This window comes from Rhizobium grahamii (genome assembly GCF_009498215.1).
Lineage (GTDB): Bacteria > Pseudomonadota > Alphaproteobacteria > Rhizobiales > Rhizobiaceae > Rhizobium > Rhizobium grahamii_A.
Genome location: NZ_CP043499.1, coordinates 642761 through 665688, shown reverse-complemented (window position 1 = coordinate 665688; position 22928 = coordinate 642761). Strand labels below are relative to the sequence as shown.

18 protein-coding genes and 1 pseudogene are annotated in these 22928 nt (G+C 60.5%); 5 read left to right on the top strand and 14 right to left on the bottom strand.

The features are described from left to right. The first annotated feature begins 221 nt into the window (after nt 1–221). From FZ934_RS21950 to FZ934_RS21935, 4 genes are all read left to right on the top strand, one after another. A complete protein-coding gene (locus tag FZ934_RS21950; RefSeq protein ID WP_153272997.1) occupies nt 222–818 on the top strand; it encodes a nuclear transport factor 2 family protein in 597 nt (198 codons plus the stop codon). A gap of 13 nt (nt 819–831) precedes the next feature. Next, nucleotides 832–2919, top strand: coding sequence for a hypothetical protein (locus tag FZ934_RS21945; RefSeq protein ID WP_246738016.1), 2088 nt, complete (start codon nt 832–834; stop codon nt 2917–2919). Between the two features lie 169 nt (nt 2920–3088). Continuing rightward, the gene (locus FZ934_RS21940) at nt 3089–6250 is read left to right on the top strand and encodes an ATP-binding protein (protein WP_153272995.1); all 3162 of its coding nucleotides are present in this window, start codon (nt 3089–3091) and stop codon (nt 6248–6250) included. 329 nt (nt 6251–6579) lie between these two features. Then, nucleotides 6580–6795: a DUF6719 family protein gene (locus tag FZ934_RS21935; protein WP_153272994.1), complete on the top strand. Its 216-nt coding sequence runs from the start codon at nt 6580–6582 to the stop codon at nt 6793–6795. A gap of 96 nt (nt 6796–6891) precedes the next feature. Here FZ934_RS21935 and FZ934_RS21930 read toward each other — a convergent pair whose 3' ends face one another. From FZ934_RS21930 to FZ934_RS21890, 9 genes are read right to left on the bottom strand one after another with little or no spacing between them, the layout of a single operon-like run. Next, complete coding sequence (locus tag FZ934_RS21930) at nt 6892–7794, bottom strand: intradiol ring-cleavage dioxygenase (RefSeq protein WP_153272993.1); 903 nt, start codon at nt 7792–7794, stop codon at nt 6892–6894. 7 nt (nt 7795–7801) lie between these two features. Continuing rightward, nucleotides 7802–9556, bottom strand: a complete 1755-nt coding sequence (locus tag FZ934_RS21925; protein ID WP_153272992.1) for an FAD-dependent oxidoreductase — start codon at nt 9554–9556, stop codon at nt 7802–7804. Beyond that, nucleotides 9549–10664, bottom strand: a complete 1116-nt coding sequence (locus FZ934_RS21920) for a branched-chain amino acid ABC transporter permease (protein ID WP_246738015.1) — start codon at nt 10662–10664, stop codon at nt 9549–9551. Before FZ934_RS21920 ends, FZ934_RS21925 begins: the two co-directional genes overlap by 8 nt. A gap of 5 nt (nt 10665–10669) precedes the next feature. Then, nucleotides 10670–11533, bottom strand: coding sequence for a branched-chain amino acid ABC transporter permease (locus FZ934_RS21915; protein WP_153272991.1), 864 nt, complete (start codon nt 11531–11533; stop codon nt 10670–10672). Next, nucleotides 11520–12242, bottom strand: a complete 723-nt coding sequence (locus FZ934_RS21910) for an ABC transporter ATP-binding protein (protein ID WP_153272990.1) — start codon at nt 12240–12242, stop codon at nt 11520–11522. Before FZ934_RS21910 ends, FZ934_RS21915 begins: the two co-directional genes overlap by 14 nt. Continuing rightward, entirely contained in the window at nt 12242–12961 is a 720-nt protein-coding gene (locus FZ934_RS21905) for an ABC transporter ATP-binding protein (protein WP_153272989.1), read from the bottom strand. The genes FZ934_RS21910 and FZ934_RS21905 overlap by 1 nt, the downstream gene beginning before the upstream one ends. Before the next feature lie 55 nt (nt 12962–13016). After that, nucleotides 13017–14297, bottom strand: a complete 1281-nt coding sequence (locus FZ934_RS21900; RefSeq protein ID WP_153272988.1) for an ABC transporter substrate-binding protein — start codon at nt 14295–14297, stop codon at nt 13017–13019. 58 nt (nt 14298–14355) lie between these two features. After that, nucleotides 14356–15417 carry a maleylacetate reductase gene (locus FZ934_RS21895; RefSeq protein ID WP_153272987.1) on the bottom strand — a complete coding sequence of 354 codons (1062 nt, stop codon included), beginning with the start codon at nt 15415–15417 and terminating at the stop codon, nt 14356–14358. Continuing rightward, on the bottom strand, nt 15414–16289 hold the full coding sequence (locus FZ934_RS21890) for a dioxygenase (protein ID WP_153272986.1): 876 nt from the start codon (nt 16287–16289) through the stop codon (nt 15414–15416). Before FZ934_RS21890 ends, FZ934_RS21895 begins: the two co-directional genes overlap by 4 nt. Nucleotides 16290–16383: 94 nt before the next feature. On the opposite strand from FZ934_RS21890, the gene FZ934_RS21885 reads away from it, so the two are divergent. Continuing rightward, nucleotides 16384–17334, top strand: coding sequence for a LysR family transcriptional regulator (locus tag FZ934_RS21885; RefSeq protein ID WP_153272985.1), 951 nt, complete (start codon nt 16384–16386; stop codon nt 17332–17334). A gap of 168 nt (nt 17335–17502) precedes the next feature. Here the strand turns inward: FZ934_RS21885 and FZ934_RS21880 are convergent, their stop codons facing one another. The 5 genes and pseudogenes from FZ934_RS21880 to ccoG all read right to left on the bottom strand — a co-directional run bounded on the left by FZ934_RS21880 (nt 17503) and on the right by ccoG (nt 22664). Then, nucleotides 17503–18066 (bottom strand): threonine transporter RhtB, encoded by a 564-nt coding sequence (locus tag FZ934_RS21880; RefSeq protein WP_153272984.1) that lies wholly within the window; start codon nt 18064–18066, stop codon nt 17503–17505. Nucleotides 18067–18177: 111 nt separating this feature from the next. Beyond that, nucleotides 18178–18336 (bottom strand): cbb3-type cytochrome oxidase assembly protein CcoS, encoded by a 159-nt coding sequence (gene ccoS, locus FZ934_RS21875; protein WP_153272983.1) that lies wholly within the window; start codon nt 18334–18336, stop codon nt 18178–18180. Beyond that, a pseudogene (locus FZ934_RS21870) lies at nt 18333–20614 on the bottom strand (cation-translocating P-type ATPase). Before FZ934_RS21870 ends, ccoS begins: the two are co-directional and overlap by 4 nt. Next, nucleotides 20611–21102, bottom strand: a complete 492-nt coding sequence (locus tag FZ934_RS21865) for a FixH family protein (RefSeq protein ID WP_153272982.1) — start codon at nt 21100–21102, stop codon at nt 20611–20613. Before FZ934_RS21865 ends, FZ934_RS21870 begins: the two are co-directional and overlap by 4 nt. Further along, nucleotides 21099–22664, bottom strand: coding sequence for a cytochrome c oxidase accessory protein CcoG (gene ccoG / locus FZ934_RS21860; protein WP_153272981.1), 1566 nt, complete (start codon nt 22662–22664; stop codon nt 21099–21101). Before ccoG ends, FZ934_RS21865 begins: the two co-directional genes overlap by 4 nt. Between the last annotated feature and the right edge of the window lie 264 nt (nt 22665–22928).

Below are 22928 nucleotides of genomic sequence, written 5' to 3'. Positions count from 1 at the left end.
CTTCGCAATCTCGGAATTGTCACGACCAGACAATAAGCGTAGCCTAATATAGGCGATGCACATTGCGGGTTGGGGCCTTTACTTGAACTCGGTCACCGGCAGTGTTCAGCAGATGATTTCCGGTCGCACCGCCTGGCCAACCGACCAACGAACGGCGTTCCATATCAGCTTCGCAGACCTTCGCGTTCAAGCATGTCATTCTTAACTGATGGGGGCAGAGCATGGCATCCATGATAAAAAGGCATTCCGTTCGCTCGCAGCTGGCCGCATTGGCGCTTGGGGCAATTGCCGGTCTTTCTTTCGCGAGCTCAGTGGAAGCGCAAACGACGCAGTGCACCTTCATGCTTCGACCGGATTATCTCCGCACGGTTCAAAATCCCTCGCTTTCCGACCGGCAGGAAATCATGGACCTCCTGCATCGCTACAACTGGGCACTCGATGACTCCAGCGATCAGGGTGTCGAGAACATGCTGCTGGATAGCGCGACCTACGAAACATGTGCGGGGCGCAATCAGCTGGAAAAGAAAACCGGGAAGGCTCAGGTGATCGAGTATCTGAAACAGATCAACGGCCTGATGGGAGATCGCGGCAAAAGGCGACATATCGAAAGCAATACGCTGCTCAACCTGATCGACAAAGACACGGTGGAAGGAAAGTCTACCATCGTCGCGACCATTCAGTTCACCGAGATCGAGACACCGGTCCTCGACTACACGGCGACGATGGTGACGATGTTCAAGCGAGACGCCGGCACTTGGAAATTCGCGATGATCCTCGTCGTTCCAGATGGGCCGAAAGTCGCTCTCAGGGCTCGCTAAGCAGATGCCGCCAATGCGGCCACTCGCTTTCGGATTGCTCGTCTGCTTGGCCGCAATGGCGGCAGGTTCCGCGTTGTCTGCATGGATTGCAATCGATCCCGGTCGTCGACTTGCGGCAGCAACGAGGGCTTGGTCGGCTCCGGGCCCGCTCGGCTGTGCTGATGATCTACGCTGCGACACATTGACGGGCTGCACGCTGCCGTCTCGTGCGCCTCGGCCTCTCATGGAAGCGCTCCCTGACGATCAGGCGCATCGGCGCTACGTTGACGCCCTCAAAGCATTCCGGCCCTGTCGGCAGTCTGTCGAATTCGTGGCACGTGGCAACACTCCTGAAGTGGTCCGAACTGCGGGAGCAAGCAGTGCGGCAATCTCCTTCGCCGAACTTGCGAACCGCTGGAACGGCGATGTCCTCTGGGCGCCGGCGTCCGCCAGCACCGACGTCATCACAAGATTTGGCGATGAAGCACGCGCGGTCTTTGGCCCCATTCCCGATATCGATTGCGGCGACAATGCTGCAAAGGTCATCCCTCTGGAGATCGACGGCAACATCGTCGACCTCAAACCGAATCCCGGGGTCGCCGGCAGCCCGTTGCAATTCGAACATCGCGATACCGCCGGCAGGGTCGTCAAATGGAGCACGCAGATCGCCCGTTGCGACAAGCCCTCGCTTGCCGGCAACGTCACTTATTGCGGCATGAATTCCCGTGTGAGCCGCAAGGTCATCGGCAGCGTGGAATGGGTCGCGCTCTGCCGCAAATCCAGCCCGCACCAGGAGATCGATCCGGAACCATACTGGCAAAGGAATAATCCGAATTTCGCCCGTCTGGGCGTCATCGGCTTCAACAGGCAAAGCGGAGAAATTGCCTTCTTCGATGGGAGCAAGGACCGACCTCACTTCGACTGGGAGCGACCCTTCGTGCCACCCGGCGGCCGATCGTATCATGATGAAAGCGGGCGGATGGAAGCCGCAGGGCTCTATGACCCGACATTCCAGATCCAATGCTCAGCCTGTCACGACAACAAGGGCCCTTATGTGATCAGCCCGCACATGGGTCTATCCCGCATCGGATACGAAGGCGGAGCAACCGGCGAGAGCGCTTCGGCGTTCAGCCTCGGAGACTACATTCCGACGATGCCGCATGAGGAGCGCCTGCCGTTTCGTGTCATCGGTTCGGCTTACACGTCCACCTACGCAACGGATCTTGCCCGAGCGCAAACCTTGCAGGATCCCTCCGGAAACTGCACCGAGTGCCATACCTTGACCACGCAGGTTACCGGTCAGCGGATTGCCGCGGACGCAGCGGGGCGAGACCCCGTCATAACCGATCCGTCCTGGTCCGACACCGTCAGCGTTCGAGCGGAACTGCAGAAACTCCGCGAGATCGATGCACACCGAACGGACTGGGCTCGCCGCTCCGGAGAAGGCAAGATCCACCCTTGGATGGTTCCGCGGAATGGCGGCAAGGTTGGTGCCGGCGGGCATCAGATCGACGAAGACGACTGGCGACAATTGAGCAACTGCATCTGGGAAGCAGGCGGTGCCGAATGCAATTACCGCCCGCTCTACACAGCCTGCCCTCCTCCCGCCACACCATCGGGAGGAGACGGCTCTCTGCCGACCGATTTGTCGATCGCCATACTTCCATCCAACGCAGATGAAGGCGGCGCTGAGCGCGTCCTTCGCCTGAATTGGCGCTACCTCAATGACTACGGGGGCGTTCCGCAGCGTGACGACGTCCGCTTCAATATCGCGATCAGGTCGGTCCCCATACCCCAATCTCGTAAGCCTCCAGACGAAGAAGAGTATCCTGCGATCGCCGAAGCAAGCGACGACGGCTTCGTTGCGATCGCCGGCAACGTTGGCAACGTTGGCAACGCCGGCGGCCTCATGACCATCCGCAACCTATCCTACATCGGCCACCGGCGATTTACCGAGCCGGCGCCCGCCACGACCCCACGAGAATTCCGGGCTGACGTGCCAGCGATGTGCGGCCAACGCTATCTCGCGCGCATCCTGCCGAAGCGGTTCTGCTTCGACCAGAACGGCATTCAGTATGCCGAACGTGGCGAGCTCGTTTTCGCGGACGTTGAATGCAACTGACGATTCAGCTTGATCAACGGCCGACCGCACCACAAGCCAAAGCTCGCCCAAGTTGTGGTGGCGGATGTCTTTTGTCTAATGTTGCTTCTGGCCCGGCCGGAGAGATGCTATCCTCGTTTCCGATGTCTAAGGAGCGAACGAGTGGGTCATCAGTTTTCCGGGAGCTTCGATGGAAGAAGTGAGGGAATGGCTGAAGGGTTTGGGGCTTGAGCACCTCGCTGGCGTTTTCGCGCAATCGCAGATCGACAGCGACAGCCTTCGCATGCTCTCGGAAGAAGATCTGCGCGAGATGGAGCTACCTCTTGGCCCGCGCAAGAAAATAGCTGCGGCGATAAAGCTGCTGAATGCCGGGGAAGCCGCCAAAGCTTTTGCGACCTCGGCTGAGCGCCGGCAACTGACGATCCTTTTCTGCGACCTGGTCGACTCGACCGGATACGCAACCCGCATGGACCCGGAAGACTTCACCCAACTGACAAAGACCTATCTGGCGGAATGCACCGCGGCCGTACGAAAGCACAACGGCATCACCGCCAACTACGTCGGCGACGCCTTTCAGGCGCTGTTCGGCTATCCGATCGCGGAGGAAGATGACGCCGAACGCGCGCTCGAACTCGCTTTCGAGATCCTTCAGCTGATCCCCGGGATCAAGGTACAGGGCGAGCCGCCGTTGCGTGTGCGGATCGGGATTGCCGGTGGCCTGGTTGTCGTTGGCGACTTTGTCGGCGCACCGGCCGGCGTTTCGACAGTGGCGCTGGGATCGATCCCCAACCTTGCTCAACGCCTTCAGACGATCGCCGAGCCGCAAACGATCCTCACGGATCAGCGGACTTACGACGCAACAGCCGGCGCCTTCGAGTTTTCCGATTTCGGTTCGCAATCGTTGAAGGGCTTCCCCAATGACGTTCATGTCTGGCGGGCAGACAGACCGAAAATGCTCGAAAATCGCTTCGCAAAGCGACGGGAGCTGACGGAACTTGTCGGGCGTGAGCCGGAAATCGCGAGCCTGCTGGCTTTATGGCGAGAGGTGCTCGCACAAAAGCGAGGGCAGGCAGCTCTCATCATCGGCGAACCGGGTATCGGAAAATCGCGACTGCTTTTCGAGGTGCAGCGCCGCATTCCGCGAGGTGCCTATCTGACACTTCAATGCTCGAGCACATATTCCAATAGCGCTCTTTTCCCCTTCCTGACGCTGCTGAAGCGCTATGCCGGCATAGCCGCCACCGACACGCCGGACGTCGCCATGGCGAAGCTCAAAGCCGTTCTTGCGTTGAGCGATGTCCCGATCGCAGAATCGCTGCCTGTGTTTTCCGACCTCCTGGCGATCGATCATTCTCATGAACTGGTCGGCGCACGGTCTCCAGCGCAGCACCGCGACCTGTCGCATCGAATTCTGATCGACTGGCTGCATCACCTCGCACAAATCGAACCGCTCCTTCTGTCGATCGAGGATGAGCAATGGATAGACCCCTCTTCGCGAAACCTGCTCGAGGCATTGATCGCAGAACCTGGGCCCTTTCCTATCCTGTTCCTCGTGACCTCGCGCGAACCTTGGCAGCGCAATACGCCTGCACTCCACCAAATCGCGCTTGATCGCCTTTCCGAAGAGGATGCGGTCGCGCTTCTACAGAGCCTCGTTGCCGGACAGGATCTCGCAGACGAAACCGGCAGACTTCTGCTGGAAAAAAGCGAGGGGGTTCCGCTGTACGTGGAAGAACTGGGACGAGCCGCCCTGGAAAGTGGTCTCTCTTTCGAAGAGCCCACACAAAGCCCCCGCAAATCCGCGATCAACTTGCCAAGCTCCATCCAATCCTCGCTGCTGTCGCGGCTCGACAAGATAGGCCCTGGGAAGATGATCGCCCAAGTGGCGGCCGTCGTAGGTCGTGAGTTCGAGCTTCCCGTTGTCGCTCAGGTCTGTGGCCTCGCTCCGGCTGTCGTGGAGCCAGCACTCCAGCGACTGGTGGAGGCCGGACTGGTTACCCGGCAGGCCACGACCGGCAAAGCAAACTACGCATTCACGCATGCGCTCCTGCAGGAAGCAGCGCGGGAAACCCTTCTCAAGGAACGGTACCGCGAGCTCCATGGCGAGGTGGCTCGCACCATCGAGAGCATCAATCCGAAGCTATCGAAGGAACATCCAGAGGTTCTGGCTCAGCATTTCGCCGAAGCTGGCCTCTTCGAGAAGGCAGCAGAAAGATGGCTTGCCGCAGGCCTAAACACCGGCCGAACCTGGGCCAAGGTGGAAGCGGCCAACATGTTTGCCAATGGCCTTGCCTGTCTTGCGAGATGCCCCCCTTCCGTCAAGCGGGACCGGATGGAGCTCAAGCTTGAACTCGAACGCGGCGATGTTCTCTATGCCACCTTCGGCTTCGTGACATCGGAAGGCAGCGCGGCCTACCGCAACGTCATCCGCCTGAGCGAGAAGCTGGGGGATGTGGACGCCCCCATCCACGCGCTCGACGGCCTCTTCGGCACCGCGCTCAACTCGGGACGTTTCGCCGATGCCGAATGGGCAGGCAACGAGCTCCTTTTGATCGGCAAGTCGCGGAACATCATCAAGGCGCTTGTGCTCGGTTTGCAATTTCGGGGCATGTGCCTGTTTTCACAGGGGCACTTGCAGCAAGCCAAAGACTATCTGGAACAGGCCCTGCTGCACATGGACCGTGCCACCGAAGTCGGCAGCGACTTTCCGAGCATGACGATGCTCTACCTCTCATGGGCGTTGCAATTGATGGGCGACGAAACAAGGGCAACCGAGCTGTATACCACTGCGGAAGCGGATGCGCGGGGGCACTCGGCCTATAGGCTGGCCGCCTGCCTGGGCAACTGCTGCATCCTCTATGGTCTTCGCGACGACTTCGCTCCCCTTCAGCACAAGGTCGATGAGCTCTCGAAGCTGACAAGAGACAACGGCTTTCGCATGTGGGCTAACGTCGCCTCGTTCTTCCGAGGTTGGATCATGGAGCATGGCGAAAACAAGCTCGCCGGCATCGAGAGGATGGAAGAGACCTACGCCAACCTCGGCGAACAGGAAATCGACAGGTCGTGCTACCTCGGCCTGCTCGCCGGAAGTTACCTGCGAACCGGCAACATCGAACGGGCAGCGGCAACTCTGGACGAAGCATTTGCGCTGGTGGAGCGGACCGGTGAAAACTACTTCACTGCCGAGCTTCTCAGACTGCGAGGCGAGATTGAGCTTCGTCTCGGCCAGAAGAATGACGCAGAGCAGTCTTTTCGAGATGCGCTCGATTTTGCGCGGCGACAGGGCGCAGGAACGTGGGAGCGGAAAGCGCTGCAGTCGCTCAAATCGCTGGAGGCGACGAGGTTAGCGTAAGCCTGCTCGACAGGTCTACCGATCAGCGCATCGACAGCGACACAAGGCCGGTCTGGGCGTTGATCGATGCTAATTGCGATGCGAACGTCTGTGCCGGGTCAGCTTGTAGATTTCCCTCAAAACTTCGCGCCGGTCCTGCAGCGACATCGCGATATACAGGCAGGGCGGCCCGGCTTGTTTCTCCCACCCTGTTACAACTTCCTCATCCTCGCTCCCCCATTTGGAGCATGCGGTAGGTTTCCTTTCCCGCTACTGCATTTCGAAGCCGGAATAGACGGCCCCAAAGGCGGCTTCCGGCGCACGACACGCAAACAAAGAGAGGGGATGTCATGAAGATAAGGATCCTGATTGCAATCGGGACGATCGCCGCCCTGTCGGGCTGCCAGTCCATCTTGAAGGCGGAGCCGCCGAAGGGCACGCTGGCCACTGGGCAAAAAGTCCTCGTGGACGACGGCTCATGCCCGGCCGGCCAGGTTAAACAGGTCACCGGTGCGACGCCCGGAACGCCACGCATCAAGGAATGCGTACCAATGCCGAAGAAATGAACGGCCTGAAGTCGGTGCGGCGATACCGCACCGACGGAACGCTAGACTGCAGGCTGGCCCGTAGTCCAATAGGCCGACCTGCCCGTTGCGTAAATATCACCGCTGATGCTGCGGCAAAGCGTTGTCTCGCGCCAGAACAAAGTCGTGCCGGACCTCCCAGAACTTATCCGCGAAGCCAAGCTCGCTCGCGCGGGCAGGATTGTCGGCGAGTTCAAATTTCGCCAGCAGACTTTCCTTCACCCCAAACACCGCGTCGGAATGGATGTAGGGATCGTCTGGATCGAAGATGTGCGTCGTCAGTGTTTCAAAGCCACTGGCCTTGATGATGTAGTGTAGGTGTGCCGGACGGTAGGGATGGCGGCCGAGTTGACCGAGTAGCTGACCGACCGGCCCATCATCAGGGATCGGATAGAATTTCGGCTTCACCGCACGAAACCAGTAATGCCCGTTCGCTCCAGTGCGGAAGATGCCGCGGAGATTGAAGTCCGGCTGGATGCCCTTTTGCTGGACATCATAGAAGCCTTCGTCGTTGGCCTGCCAGACATCGATAACCGCGTTCTCGATCGGCTTTCCATCGGTGTCGAGGATATGACCGCTGATCACCATGTCCTCGCCCTTTTGGTCGAGGCAGATATTTGCACCCATCGGCAGCTCGGGCGCATCGGCCACATGGAACGGTCCGAGCACCGTGCTTTCGGAAGCGCCTGAGGGCTTCCGATTGTTGATCGCGTCCACCAGCATCGAGACACCGAGTACATCGGACAACAGGATAAACTCCTGGCGCCAATCAGTGCAGGTGTGGCCGGTGCGTGTGAGGAACATGATCGCCTCCATCCACTCGTCCTGCGTCGGCTCCAATTCCTTGACTGCCTCGTGAAGCTTTCGCGTGACGACTTCCATCACCTGTTTCAGCCGCTCGTCCTTGGCGTTGACGTTGCGGCTGGTCACGACGTCGACGGAGCTCTCTTCGGTAAAGTAGCCTTTTTCTTCCATGCTCATGGTTACCTCAACGATCCAGGACGGATTTGAGAACGCGGCGCAGATCACCTTCCGCATCTGACACCGCGCTGTCCGCGCGCCATGCCACATGGTGATCCGGGCGCACCAGCAAGGCGCCGGAATCCCTCGTTTCCCGCGCACGAGCCCAGTCGCCAGTCAGGTCCTGCCACGCCTGTCTTGGCCCGATCTTGTGGACATTGAGGTGGATTCCAAACTCTTTCGAAACAGCTTTGGCTGCCGCGATCCATGCATCGCCGCCGATGCCCGTAAGGATCGTAAAGACCCCGTGGCCGGTCAGGTCGAGGCTGGAGACCTTCTCGCCGTTCTGGCCAAACAGCCAGACATGCGGCAATCGGGCGCCGGGCCAAGACGTCGGCTGGAAGTGAAGCTCCGCGTCCTTTTCGAACGTCGGCTCCGGCTGATTCTCCTTGACCACCGCGCTCGAGGCGTAGCGATGGTTCATCTCCACGCCATGCGCATCGAACTCATAGACCTTGTAGGCGATGGCCTCGCGGATTGCTTTGCGCTGATGTTCAGCATCATCGGTGTCGTTGCACCGCGCATCCATGTTTTGCTGCATCTTCACCGGATCGACAGAGTCCAGTAGGCCAAGCGACTTGAAGATTGGGCCGAACTCCTCAATCGACTTGTTTGCCCGTGTCACGATCTGCTTGGCGATCGGAGCCCGCTCCTCCTGGTAGCTCTCCAGCAACCCGGCGCCCGCTTGTCCCCTGAGCACCATGGCAAGCTTCCAGGCGAGATTGAAGCCATCTTGGATCGAGGTGTTCGACCCCAACCCGTTGGACGGCGGATGCCGATGGACGGCGTCGCCCATGCAGAAGACTCGGCCGTTCGACAGGGTAGTCGCGTACATGTTGTTGACCGTCCATGTCGAGACGGATTTGATCTTTGGCTCGAGGTCAGGAACGCCAACGAGTTCCCGGACGACTTTGGTGGCAAAGGCGTTGTCGACCTGAGGGGCCGGTTGATTGATGTCGTAGCCCCAGACGATCAGCCACTCGTTCCACGGACGAACCATACGCACGAGACCCATGCCGATGCCGCCGACGTCGGCGCCGGGCTGCAGTACCCAGTAGAGAACCGAAGGCCGGTGCGCGACATAGCGGGAGAGATCGGCCTCGAACAGAATGTTCATCGAGCCGGCGACGCCCATCTTGCCCTCGAAGGTCAGTCCGGCATGTTCGGCGACCTTGGAGTTTCCGCCGTCCGCGCCAATCAGGAACTTAGACCGGATCGTCACCTGCTTGCCGGTCAGTCGATCAAGGCAGGTCGTCGTCACGCCCTCCCCATCCTGTTCGTGGCTAACGTATTCGGTCGACATACGCGACTGGGCACCGCGCGAACATGCCGTCTTGAAAAGCAGCGGCTCCATATAGGTTTGCGGAAGGTCGTTCATCCGCCCCGGCGATGTCAGTATATGTTCGGCCTTGGACAGCGGGTGGTTGCCCCAGCTTTGCATGCGGCCGATCTCCTCGCCGGCGACAGCCGTGCAGAATACGTTCTGCCCCATCAGGTCCTGCTCGGTCGCGAAGAGATAGGCTTCGTCCTCGACATCCCGGCCGAGATCACGCAACACTTCCATCGTACGCTGATTGGTAATGTGCGCACGTGGTGTGGTCGCCAGCCATCGGTAGCGATTGATCACCAGCGGCTCGATGCCGTAGGTCGCAAGCAGCGCCGCTGTCGCGGATCCCGCCGGTCCCGTTCCAATGATCAAGACGTCTGTGGTGATATCAGCCATTCGGCCCTCCCCTTTTATCAAGTGATGTCAGTCCGCCCCGCAACAGTCGGCGGACCGGAAAAAGCTCCCAACCCGTGCGATGGAAAAACAGTCCCCAGAGCCCCTGGGGCGCAAACAGCATGGTCACGATGGCCAGTGCGCCAAGCGCCAGAAGATACCAGGAACCGTAACTCGCAAAGGCATTCTGCAGTAGGAAGAAGACGAGGACACCGAGGATCGGCCCCTCGATGGTTCCAATACCACCGATCACCACGATGAAGACGACGTAGGCCGTCCAATCCGTGAGTGAGAATGCCGCGTCAGGTGATATCCGCGCCTTCTGAAGATAGATGAGTGCACCGACCATCCCGGTTACGAACGCGGTCAGCAGGTAGATCGCCGATTTCAGCTTCCGGGCATCGACGCCCAGCGCACGGGCGGCGGTCTCATTGTCGCGTACGGCGGCGAGGCCGAGACCATGCTTGCTGCGCAGCAGCCTGTAGATAAATCCGATGGTCGCGACCGCCAGTGCGAGCGCCAGCCAGTAAGCCAGTGCATCCGCCGCGGCCGCCGGCCGCATGCCGAACCAGTCGCTGAGCGCTGATATCCCAAGCATCTCGCGGGTGGCGTCTCGTGGCAAAGATGTTCCGGTGCCGCCGCCTAGCGCCTTCCATTGAGCAAGAAGAAGCCGTCCTACTTCCGCAATGACCCAGGTGCCGATCGCGAAGTAGGGACCATAGAGGCGGAACGCGAAGAATGCCGTTGGAATGGCAACCAGCACTGCAAAAATCCCGGCGAGTGGGATCGCGATCAGCGGATCCAATCCTGCCAGGATGACAAGTCCAAACAGGGCGTAAGCCCCGCATCCCACAAACAGCTGCTGGCCGACGGAAATCAGCCCCGCATAGCCGGCGAGCAAGTTCCAGCATTGGGCAAGTGTCAACATCGTCAGAATGAAGAAGAGATCCTGAACGACGCCGCGCGAAACCGCAAACGGTGCTGCAGCCATCGCCGCCACAGCCACGATGGCGACGACCGAGAAAGCGCCGGAAAGTTTCGTGCGCGTCTCGATCTTCCAGCCGGGTGGCGCATCGATCTCATTCGTCATCGTGTCGAAACCTGTCGTCATGGAACTCAATCCACAGCTCGGGGGAAGAGACCTCGCGGCCGGAAGAGCAGTACGAGGAGGAAAGCGATGTGGCCGGACAAGACCTGCCACTCCGGATTGATCGAAGCGCCGACGGTCTGTGCAACACCGAGAATGACGCCACCTGCAAGGGTGCCCCACAGAGAACCAAGCCCGCCGATGATCACGGCCTCGAAGGCATAGATGAGCCGAGCGGGACCGGACGTCGGATCGAAGTTCGCCCGCGTGCCGAGATAGAGCGCGGCGATGGTCACGATCATCATTGCGAGACCCGTGGCGATCGCGAAGATCGAGTTCGGCCGAACACCCATCAGGCGAGCGGTAACCACATCGTCCGACGTTGCACGGAAAGCCCGCCCCAGCGCCGTGCGGTAGATCAACTGGTTGAGCGCCACGATGACGGCAATAGCCGAAGCAAACGTCAGAAGCGGCATCACGCCGGCGTTTATCCCTGCGAGCTGGACCGACGCAGTCTCGAGATAGCCCGCTGAAATGCGCTTGCTGTCGGCAGTGAATGTCTCGAGCAGCCCGTTCTGGATTACGATCGAAAGGCCGAACGTAACGAGCAGTGGCGGCAGGATGTCCTTGCCGAGCGTGCGGTTCAAGAGATGATACTGCAGCATCCATCCAAGTCCGAACATGATGGGAGCAGCGATCAAAGCAGACAGGAAAGGGTTAAGTCCAAGGGTCGAGACGATCAACAGGATCAGGAAAGCCGCAAGCACGATCAGATCGCCATGGGCGAGGTTGACGAGGCGCATGATGCCGAAGACGAGGCTCAATCCGGCTGCGAAGAGCGCGTAAAGCCCTCCGAGCAGCACGCCTTGCAGAAGCGTATCAAGCCAGTTCATCGGTGCTCGCTCCGAAGTAGGCCGCATGGATATCAGCCCGATCGAGTTCCGCCGGACGACCTGTCAGGGTGATCCTGCCTTCCATCATGCAGTAGACCCGGTCCGCGACCTTCAGCGCCTGCGCGATGTCCTGCTCGACAATCACGATCGCTGCACCTGAGGCACGGATCTTTGCAAAGGCGCCGTAGATATCCTTGATCACAACAGGGGCGAGCCCGAGGCTGAGCTCGTCGCAAAGGAGAACTTCCGGGTTGGACATCAACGCCCTGCCGATCGCCACCATCTGCTGCTGGCCTCCAGAAAGAGCCGTTGCTGGATTGCGACGCCGCTCCCTCAAGACGGGAAACAACTCATAGACCGTGTTCAGCGACCAATAACCGGCGTCCCTTTTTCCATAGCTGCCGATCTGAAGGTTTTCTTCGACCGTCAGCGACGGAAAGAGCCGACGACCCTCGGGCACGAGGGCGATGCCGCGCCTGACGACATCGGCGGCGTCGATCGACCCAATCGGCTCGCCACTATGAAGGATCATGTCGGAACGGTTGGCGATCACGCCGGCGATCGAGCGCATCAGGGTCGACTTGCCAGCCCCGTTGGCGCCGATCACCGCGATCGTCTCGCCGGCCTGAAGCTGCATGTCCACGCCGAAGATTGCCTGGAAGTCGCCATAGAACGCGGTCAACCCGCAGGTTTCGAGAAGGTTCGGCATCAGACCTCCATTCCCAGATAGATCTCACGCACGGCGCGCGAAGCCATGATGTCGTCAGGCGCACCAATGCCAATCACCCGACCGAAATTGAGCACCAGCAAGCGTTCGGCAACTGCGGTCAGGGCGTTCAGAACATGCTCGATCCAGATGATCGTCACACCCCGGGAATGAACCCGCTTGATGGTCGCGACCAGTTGTTTGCACTCTCCTTCGGTCAGCCCACCGGCAATCTCATCGAGCAACAGCAGCTTCGGTTTTGTCGCTAGCGCACGAGCGAGCTCGAGCCTCTTACGCTCGAGAAGCGTGAGCGAAGCGGCAGCCACGTTCGCTTTGGCGATCAGGCCGGTTTCGACAAGGATATCGGCGCAAAAGCCTGCGACGTCGTTCTCGCTCGCGCGTGACCCAAAGGCGCCGGCAACGAGCAGGTTTTCGTAGACGGTCAGCCGCTCGAAAGGCTGTGGTATCTGAAAGGTGCGACCCATTCCTGCCAGGCAGCGCTGCATCGGCGGAACTGTTGTTACGTCCTTCCCGTCGAAAGTCACCGATCCGCCGGCAACAGCAAGATTGCCGTTGATCAGGTTGAACAGTGTCGACTTACCGGCACCGTTCGGTCCGATCACGCCGAGCGCCTCGCCTGTTTCGACGGCAAAGCTGATGTCCTCAGCGACGACAAGCGCGCCGAAGGACTTCGAGACACCGTTCAGTTCCAGTAGGGGCATCGATCAATCTCCACACGGAGTCCACCCGACCCATGAGCCGGGCAGACCGCGTCTCTCAGGCCAGCGCCTCGAGCTTGCCGCCGAGCGGCACGTTTGGCGCAAGACTATTCTCGACGATCACGAGCTCGTAGCCACCACCCGACTTGAGGCGCCACTGGCCGCCGACAAGCGGTGTCTTGGCGACATTCTTCTGGGCAAAGGGCGGCAGCTTGTCGCTACCCCAGGCGACCGGTCCAACAATCGTGTCCAGCTTGGTTTCGCCGATCGCCTTGGCGACGGCCTTGCCGTCGGAGGCATCCTCGGTTCGCTTCATGACATCGACGGCGAGCTCGAACAGCGCATGTGCAAAGCCGATCGGCTGCGTCCACGGGCGCCCAGTCGCCTTGGTGAAGGCATCGGCAACAGTGGCCGCCGTATCTCCCGTCAGCGACGACTTGAACGGATGGCTCGGCGTCCACCAGACCTCCGTCGAGAGGTTGTGACCAGCGTTGCCCAACGCTTCGACCGTCTGCGGGAAGAGCAACGCCTTACCGATCGACGCGATCTTCGGCTTCAGTCCCTGCTGCTTTGCCTGGTTCCAGAATGTCGTCAGGTCAGGCGGGATCATCACGCCCGTCAGAATGTCTGTCCCTGCCTGCTTGAAGGCGTTGATTTGTGCCGAAAAATCATCGGTAAGGTTCTGATAGCGGCCTGTATCCGTGAGGCTGTAACCCAGCTTTTCGAGAACCGGTGGAAAGCCGACGACCTTGTCACCCCAGGCGTTACCATCGCCATCATTAGGGAAGAGGCCGCCAATCTTCTTGTTCGTTTCGATCTGCCCCCACATTCCGGTGAAGACGGCGATGATATCCTCAAGACCCCAGAAGAAATGGTAGGAATAGTCAAACGGCTTCCACGAAGCCGGATCGCCCGGGTTTCCCTGCTGGCCGATGAACCAGGGTTGCCAGGGTGCGACCGTCGAGATGCAGGGCATCTGTTCGCCTTCGCAGGTGGTCGAGACCGGATTGGTCGTTTCCGGCGTTGACGATACGAGCATCAGATTGATCTCGTCGGTGACGATCAGCTCCTTGGCCACTTCAGCGGCCCGGTTCGGATTGGACTGGCTGTCCTTAACCACGACCTCATAATTCAGCCCGAGCTTCTTCGTCGTTTCCAGGAACGCGTCGACGACAAACTTGTCGGCCTCCCCGAATGCGGCGAGCGGTCCGGTCTGCGGGCTGACATAGCCAAGCTTGATCGCCACATCCTTTGCAACCGCAGGCGCAGCCAGACCAGACGTAGCGATGATTGCACCGCCGGCAGCGGTGGTCTTTAGAAAATTGCGTCTCGTGAACATGTTTCCTCCCATTGTTCTCTCTCCTCCCAAAGAGCGCACTCGACAGTGCACCAGAACTTTAGTCCGTTGGCCGACGTCCTTCCCAGGCATTCTGCAAAAGCTGCCGGATCGCTTGACGATCGATCGGTTGCGGATTCCAGTAAGGGTTCTCGACGGCAATCGCCGACGCGCGGTCCAGGTCGGCCTCCGTTAGTCCGAAATCGCGCAGCGACAGTGGCGCGCCTACGGCCTTGGCAAAGTCCCAGAGACCGCCACCAACCGAGCCACCGAAGATTTCGGCAACCGGCGCAAGCTCGCTTGATGCCGCCTTCGCGTTGAAGCCTGCGGTGTGAGGCAGCATGACTGCATGGGTTTCGGCATGCGGGGTATCGAAGGAACCGCCGAGCGTGTGGCAGATCTTGTGATGCAGCGCCATACCGACGGCCCCAAGCACGGTGCCGCAGAGCCAGGCGCCGTAAAGTGCGTCGCTGCGAGCCTCCGCACTATCAGGCGCTTGAACGATCTTGGGCAGGCTGCGCGCGAAGGCGCGCAATCCCTCGATTGCCATTAGCGTCGAGATCGGATTGCGGTCACGTGCGTAAAGACCTTCGACGGCATGGGCCATGGCATTGAGGCCGCTCGTCACGCTCATCTGAACGGGCAGTCCATGGGTGAGCAGCGGATCGTAGATCACGATCTCGGGCAGGATCTTCACATCCTTCACGGTCGTCTTCCGCCCACCCTCGGTCTGGCCGAGAATGGGCGTGACTTCCGACCCTGCATAAGTCGTCGGCACAACGATCTGAAGCAGGTCAGTCCGATAGGCAAGCGCCTTGCCGAGCCCAGTCGTCGAGCCGCCGCCAAGGGCAACCAGGCAGTCCGCCTTCGTTTCGGCAAGCACTTTCATTGCGATCTCGGTCACGTCGACGGGCGTGTGCATGACAGCACCCGCAAACACGCCGCAAACCGGTTCGCCGATTTCTTTTGCAAGCGCCTCCGCATCGGCTTTCTGATGCGGTGTGGAGAGCACAAGCGCGCGCTTGGCGCCCGACTTCGCGATCCATTCAGACACCGTCTTGCTGGCGCCATCTCCAAAGACGATCCGGGCCGGACTACCAGCGTAGGAAAATGCGATGCTCATGCCGCCCTCCTCGGTTTCGAACGAACCATGACGAAGGTTAGAGCCACAGCCTTCCCACGTTGACCGGCGACATCGGCCGGTTCGAAGGTGTGAACGAGCTCCGGGCGAACGCCAAAAAGCGCATCTTCCGCCAGAAGCGGATCGCCGGCATCGTAGATATGCGTGGTTATCGTCTCGAAACCATCAGCGCGGATCACGAAATGCAAATTCGCAGGCCGGTGAAGCGGAACACCCGCAGCCGCCAGAAGCCGGCCGACAGGCCCGTCGCCGGGAACGCCGTAACCTGACGGCACGATGGAGCGATATTCGACACGTCCAGCGCCGTCGGTTCGAAACAGGCCGCGCAGATTGTGCTCGGGTTGCAGGTCCGGCTGCTGGTTCTCGTAATAGCCTTGAGAATTGGCCTGCCAGGTCACGAGTTCCGCACCCGGGACAGGTAAACCGTCAAGGTCCTGCACGCTGACCGATACCGCCAGGGGCTCACCAACACCGTCTAGCGAGATGGATGCGCCCTGCTTGCGTTCGGGGGCGTCCTCTCGAAAAAAGGGGCCGCGGATCGTATTGGGCGTTGCGCCCTTCGGCCTGCGAGAGTTGATCTCTTCAACGAGAGCCGACGCGCCCGTCAGATCAGAAAGCAGCACCCATTCCTGACGCCTCTCATCCGACGCGTGACCGACCTCTGTCAGGAAGGCGATCACCTTCCGCCAGTCGTCCTGTGTCGGTCGGAACTGCTTGATAAGGTCGTGGATATGCGCGACGGCGGCGGCGAGGAGTTGCGCCACATCGGTGTCCTGCCGCCCGGCAAGACGTTCGGCGAACACATCGGAAGAGGTTGCCTCGCTGAAGGTCAGCGTCGGAAGACGGCCCACCATTCTTCTCCTCCCATTCCCTAGCAGACGAAGAGACTTTAGCAGCGAGCCCGAGCGACGTTGATGATTTTGTTATGTCGCAATATAACAGATTGTTATGAAGATCGATGAGCGACACCTTATCCAGCTTGCCGCGGTGGTGAAGACCGGCGGCGTTACCGAAGGCGCGGCATTGCTCGGGCTGGCGCAGTCCGCCGTCTCGAGAACGCTTTCCATGCTGGAGAAGCGCGTCGGCGAACCGCTCTTCATCAAGGGAAGACGTCCGCTGCAGCCGACAGCCTTCGGCCTGTCACTCGCCGAACATGGCTTTGTTATGCTTGCCGCGTCCCGCAAGGCCTCAGATCTCGTGGAGAGCTTCCGCATCGGCAATAGCGGTGTCGTGCGCGTGGGCGGTACACCGTTTTTCATGGACTCGCTGATCGCCGGCCTTTGCGCGGAGTTCCAGGCAACGCATCCCGATGTGCGTATCGATCAGAGCTACGGCTATTTCCCGGATTTGCGTGCAGGCCTCAAGGCGGACCAGATCGACATTGCAATTTGCCCGATCGACATCCTCGACGAGGGCTCCGGTTTGGAATTCCAGCAAATTCTGCCGGGCAGAAACGTGATTGCATGCAGCGTCACGCATCCGCTTCTCCTCAAGAGGAAGCCACAGCCCAGCCAACTCCTGAGCTATCCCTGGGTCGCCCCTCCTCCGGGCAGCCCCCTCCTCGCCGACCTCCGCGCGCTGCTGCTGTCATTCGGCGGCACGGAGATAAAGGTGCGATACTCAGGCGGCTCGCTGATGGGCGTGATCAATTATCTGAAGGCCTCCGAGGCGCTGACCGTCATGCCGCATAGCGTCGTGTTTGCGCAGAGAAAGGAGCGGTCGATTACGGCGCTCCCGATCAATATTCCGCATCCGGAGCGAGCGCTTGCGATCCTGAAAAGAGTCGACGCGCCGCGGGCACCGGCTGTCGAGCAGTTCGCCAATCATATCCGCTCCGGCTTCCAGACGCTGCGCCATCTGATCAAACGCCACGAGGAGGCGGTGATCTGGGGGCAGTGAGTGCGGAAGGCTGGCAGCGCCGGGGCCACGGAAACACAAGGCGAGACCGATGATCGAGTGAGAGCCTTCGCTTTTTAGGGGAACGCCAATCGCCGAGCAAGACAATCCCGGAAGGGATTTACGGTCGCTATGAAAGCGTTTACCCGTTCCGCCACCTCCAGCGAACCGCTATTGGAGTGCGCTGATCGTGAGCAATGCCGAGAACGCGAGCAGCACAACGGATCCGCACCGTTGTGCGATGACCGGCGTCTGCCCCTTGCCTCCCAGAATGAGGCGACCGGCCAATAGCCAGACCGTCGACGTCGCGATAACTGCGATCGAAAAGGTCACGAGTGCGGCAATCGGAGATGACCCGTTATCTGAAACGATCATGGTGAGACCAATGATGATCGCCTTCGGATTCAGCAATGTCGTGATGATCAGATGCGGCACGCGCACCACGCCGCCTTGGCTCTTCGGAGCACTGGTCCAAAGCTTGATCGCCAGATAGAGGACCCAGGTAGCAGAGATAAGCTTCACGGTCTGCGTAATGATTGGATGGCCATGCAACAGTGGAGCGGTAAGTGACGATACGGGGATGATGACAGCCAGGTACGAGCAGAGGACGGCGGTCAGCAGGGCGATGGCGCGTGCAAGCGTCAATCCCTGCGAAGCCATCGCAAGGATCGCGTTTGTCGGACCCGGCAGGATGAGCAGGGTGAAAATACCGAGGGCTAACGCCGAAAAATGCATCAAAATTGCTCCTGCTGATCGGACAGCCTTCGGCACACTATCAGCGTTGATAAATGTCACGCAGCCGGCCGTGTCCGCAAGCCCAAAGGGAACCTGCGGATGTCCCGGCGTCTAGAGTTGCTTCTGGTCTGGATCCTCATCGCTGAGCACGCGCCACGCGGCCCCTTGCAGGTCGTCATACTGGCCGCTTCGCAAGGACCACAGGAAGGCCGCCAGGCCCATGCCGCCCATGAAGAGCGCGATCGGGATCAGATAGATCAGCATGTTCATGCGATTTTCACCTTGTTGGCCGGGACAACGGTTGCCGACTGTCTGCTCAAGGCTCGATCGAACGAGTTGAGACGCAGGGCGTTCATGACCACGATGATCGACGAGGTGGACATCGCAACCGCCGCGATGAGAGGAGTGGCGAAACCGGCAATCGCGATCGGAACAGCCAGAACGTTGTAGCCGATTGCCAGCGCGAAGTTCTGCCGGATAAGGCTCGCGGAGCGTCTTGAAATCGTGATGGCGTCGGGAACCGCGTCCAGCCGGTCATTGAAGAACACGAGATCGGCGGCCTGTCGTCCGATGTCCGATGCTGTTGCCGGTGCCATCGACACGTGCGCGGCGGCCAGCGCCGGCGCGTCGTTGATGCCGTCTCCCACCATCAGCACGCGGTGACCGCTTGCGCTCATGCGAGCGCATTCTTCCACCTTCTGCTTTGGCGTCAGCGCCCCGAATGCCTTGTCGATCCCGAGCGCCTCGGCGGTGTTGTCCACCACGGCCTGCCTGTCGCCGGATAGCACGATCGATCCCAGACCCGCCTTCTGCAACTGGGCGATGGCATCGGCCGCGCCCGGACGCAGTGTGTCATCGAATAGGAAGCGAGCGAGTTCGACGCGATCCTTCGACAGAACGACTTCCGAATAGGGATTGTCACCAGCCGTCCGTGGTTCGACTTTCTCCCCACAGGCAAAGGCCGCATTGCCGAGGCGATACACAGCATCTCCGCCCGCCGCTTCGAGCCCGCCACCGGGAACTTCCCTGACGCTGTCGAAGCTGACAGGCGCTAGGTCGCAGCCTCGCACCAGCGCCTGCGACAACGGATGCCTCGAATGAATGGCAAGACCAAGGGCAGTGGAGATCTCCCGCTCCGCCGCCAGCGACGCGACGAGGCGTGGCTGGCCGATCGTCAAAGTCCCTGTCTTGTCGAATGCCACGATGTCGGCTTCGGCGAGCCTTTCGAGAGCGGAGCCGTCCTTGACCATAATCCCCTTGCGGAAAAGCTCTCCGGCGGCGACCACCTGCACGACCGGAACAGCAAGACCCAATGCGCACGGGCAGGTGATGATCAGGACGGCAACGGCGACCAGCATGGCGTGCTTCCAGTCCCCGCCGGCAAAACCCCAGGCGAGAAACGAAACCAGCGCCAGGCAGTGGACCACCGGAGAATAGAGCGACGCCGCCCGATCGGCGATGCGGCGATACCTGGCGCGGCCGCCTTCCGCGGCTTCCATCAAACCGATGATTTCGGCAAGCAGGGAGTTCTTCGCAATCTTTGTGGTACGCAGAACGAGGGCGCCCGTGAGGTTCATCGCGCCGGACATGACATCGCTTCCGTCTGAAACAGCGACAGGGCTGCTTTCGCCTGTGACGATCGACATGTCGAGATCGCTGCTGCCGCCAATCACCTGGGCGTCGACGGGAACGCGCTCGCCGACCGCGATCGCGATCTGATCCCCGACGGAAATCTCTTCCACGGGGACGTAGCGACGCGATCCGTCCGGCATGATCTGCATCGCCCCCGGGGAGCCAGCTGCGCCAGCCCGTTGATTGCCGCGCGGGCCTTCTCTCGCATGATGTGGTCAAGGGTTCGGCCGATCAGCAGGAAGAACAGCAGCGACACCGATGCGTCGAACCAGGCGTGCTCGCCATGGCGCATGGTTTCCCAGAGCGAAACCGCGTAGGACAGCGTCACCGCAAGCGAAATCGGGACGTCCATGTTGGTGCGGCCATGCTTCAGCGCATTCCACGCGGACTGGAAGAAGAAACGGCCCGCATAGACGAGTGCCGGCGCGGCAATCATTGCCGAGATCCAGTGGAACAGGTCGCGGGTGGCGGCATCGGCGCCCGACCAAACGGAAACCGACAACAGCATGATGTTCGCCGCCGCGAACCCCGAGACACCTACGGCAAGCAGCAACTGGTTTCGGGTCTTGTCATTCTCGGGCGTTGCGGGTGTGAAGAGATGCGCGCGGTATCCGACGGCATTAACCGCAGTGACGATCTGCGAAGGATCGGTCCGCCGGTTGTCCATTTCCTCGCGATAGAGGCAGGTGACCCGGCGCGCCGTCAGGTTGACGCGCGCTTTCTGGACAAACGGGATCTTGGCCAGGGCGCCTTCGATCGTGGAGATGCATGCACCGCAGTGTACATCGGGAACGCTCAGGTCGAGTTGGCGCAGGCCGTCGCCGACCGGATGGCTGGCGAGCGCGACTTCCTCGGCGCTGAAGGCGGTCGAGCTCAAAGCAAGCACGCCTTCGCTGTCCATCGTGCAACAGGTCATTGGCCGAACTCCGCGGTGTCGATCCGCTTGGCTTCGTGCATGATCAACGCTCCGCCTCGCTTTGAGACGGCTTCGACGATCCAGTCGCCTGTCGCAACGTTGTGCTCGCCCTCAAATCGACCCTCCGCAGTCTTGCGAAGCGTGATGCTGAAATCCTCATGGTCTCCCACGGGCCGTTTGAAGTTCAGCACGACGTCGTCGATCGCGGTCGGCGACCCGTCCCTGTTGCGAAGGTCGTAGTGAACCATGCCCCCATTGATCGACAGCACCCCGCTGATGCCCGAAGCGGTCATGGCCTTCATCGCCTCGGCCCTCTGATTGAACTCCTGGCTGGCGACGTAGGTGTTCTGAACGACAAGGCCGCTCCAGCTCGACGAGGCGAGCCAGGCCATGGTGACGTTGACGGAGATCACGACGCCGAAAAAGGTGCAGATGACCAGCAGCATGTGCCGGCCTGTGAAGCCCTGTGATGAAGATGGTGCGGTCATTTCGCGTCTCCTGGAGTGTTGAATGCGGCCCGATAGGTCGCCCGATCAGAATGATCGGCATCCTCGACCACGAACAGAAGCTCGTTGGTCCCGCCACCCGGCCTGTCCGTCACGAAGACCTTGAGCGTGGTGGCGGCGTCAGGCGCTGTGTCGATGGTGAAGGAGCGTCCTTCATCCTTGCCGAGTTCAGGAATGCGCATGGTCGCGCCCTCGAGCCCGGAAAGGCTCAATGTCACCTTGCGCGGACGAGGCTCCATGTTGAGGACGCGCAGCGTATAGCCGTTGCGGATCGAGCCGTCGCTCTCCAGCACGTATTGCGGGTTGCGGTCGTGAATGACGTTGAGTTCCAACCGCTCGCGCAGCGACAGATGCACCAGCATCGCCAGGCCGATGAAAGCCCAGACGGTGGCGTAGAAGACGACACGCGGGCGAAAGATGATGCGCCAGTTGAAGTGGCGGACGCCGGCGGTGAACGAACCGTCTTCGTCGCGCACGCGAGCCGGTTGGACCGGCGTTCGTCCGTCGTTGGTGGCTAGCGCCATGTTATCAGCATATTCGCTGAGGGTCGCGTAGGCGATCAGACCACGCTCCTTGCCGAGCTTGCCCATGACACCGTCGCAGGCATCGATGCACAGCGCGCAGGTGATGCATTCCATCTGCTGCCCGTCGCGGATGTCGATGCCCATCGGACAGACGGCGACGCAGGCGTTGCAATCGACGCAATCACCGATCGGCTCGCCCTTGGCTTGAGCCTTTTTGGCGTGGCGGGTGCGCGGCTCGCCACGCCAGTCATTGTAGGTCACTACCAGCGAGTTCTCGTCGAGCATGGCGCCCTGAATGCGCGGCCAGGGGCACATGTAGGTGCAGACCTGCTCGCGCATGAGACCACCGAGAACATATGTCGTGGCGGTCAGGGTTGCGACCGTCGCATAGGCGACGGCGGGTGCCTGTCCGGTGAACAGCGCGACCACAAGCTTGGGCGCGTCCGCGAAGTAGAATATCCACGCGCCACCGGTCGCCACGCCGATGACGATCCAGATCGCGTGCTTGGCAATCCGCTTTTTGACCTTGTCGAAGGTCCAGGGGCCGGCGTCGAGTTTCATTCTCGCGTTACGGTCGCCCTCGATGGCCCGTTCGACGACGAGAAACAGATCGACCCAGACCGTCTGGGGACAGGCATAGCCGCACCAGGCGCGGCCGACGGCCGAGGTGACAAGGAAAAGGCCAAAGCCCGCCATGACTAGGAGCCCGGCGACGTAATAGAATTCCTGTGGCCAGATCTCGATGAAAAAGAAGAAGAAACGTCGTGAACCAAGGTCGACGAGGATGGCCTGATCGGGGGCGTAGGGGCCACGATCCCAGCGAATCCACGGGGCGAGATAATAGATGCCGAGTGTGATCAGCATCGCGATCCATTTGAAGGTACGAAAGCGACCCTCGGCCCGCTTCGGGAAGATCTTCTTGCGCGCTGCATAGAGTGGCGGACGATTGTGCCGGGCATTGACGGCCTCGGCGTTGATACGTTCGACGTTGCCTGGATCGTTTGCAGTATAGAGGTTCATTTTGGTGTCCGCCTTTGACACCGTTTTTCCATCTCCCCGAGGGTCACGCCTTGACGTAGATCAAGAAGCGGAAGGCAGTCGAAAAAGGAAGGCCACGTCCCGGAGAGGAGACGTGGCCCGAAGGGATCACGCAGGAGAGACTGCGTGACGTAACCTCCACTAGACGGAAAGCTGTGTAGCACTGATCGGCCGGTCGCCCTTTGAGATAGGTCAAACTTCTGTTGAGTTCGCTGCAAGGTCCGCAGGGGCAACAGGGCACAAGGG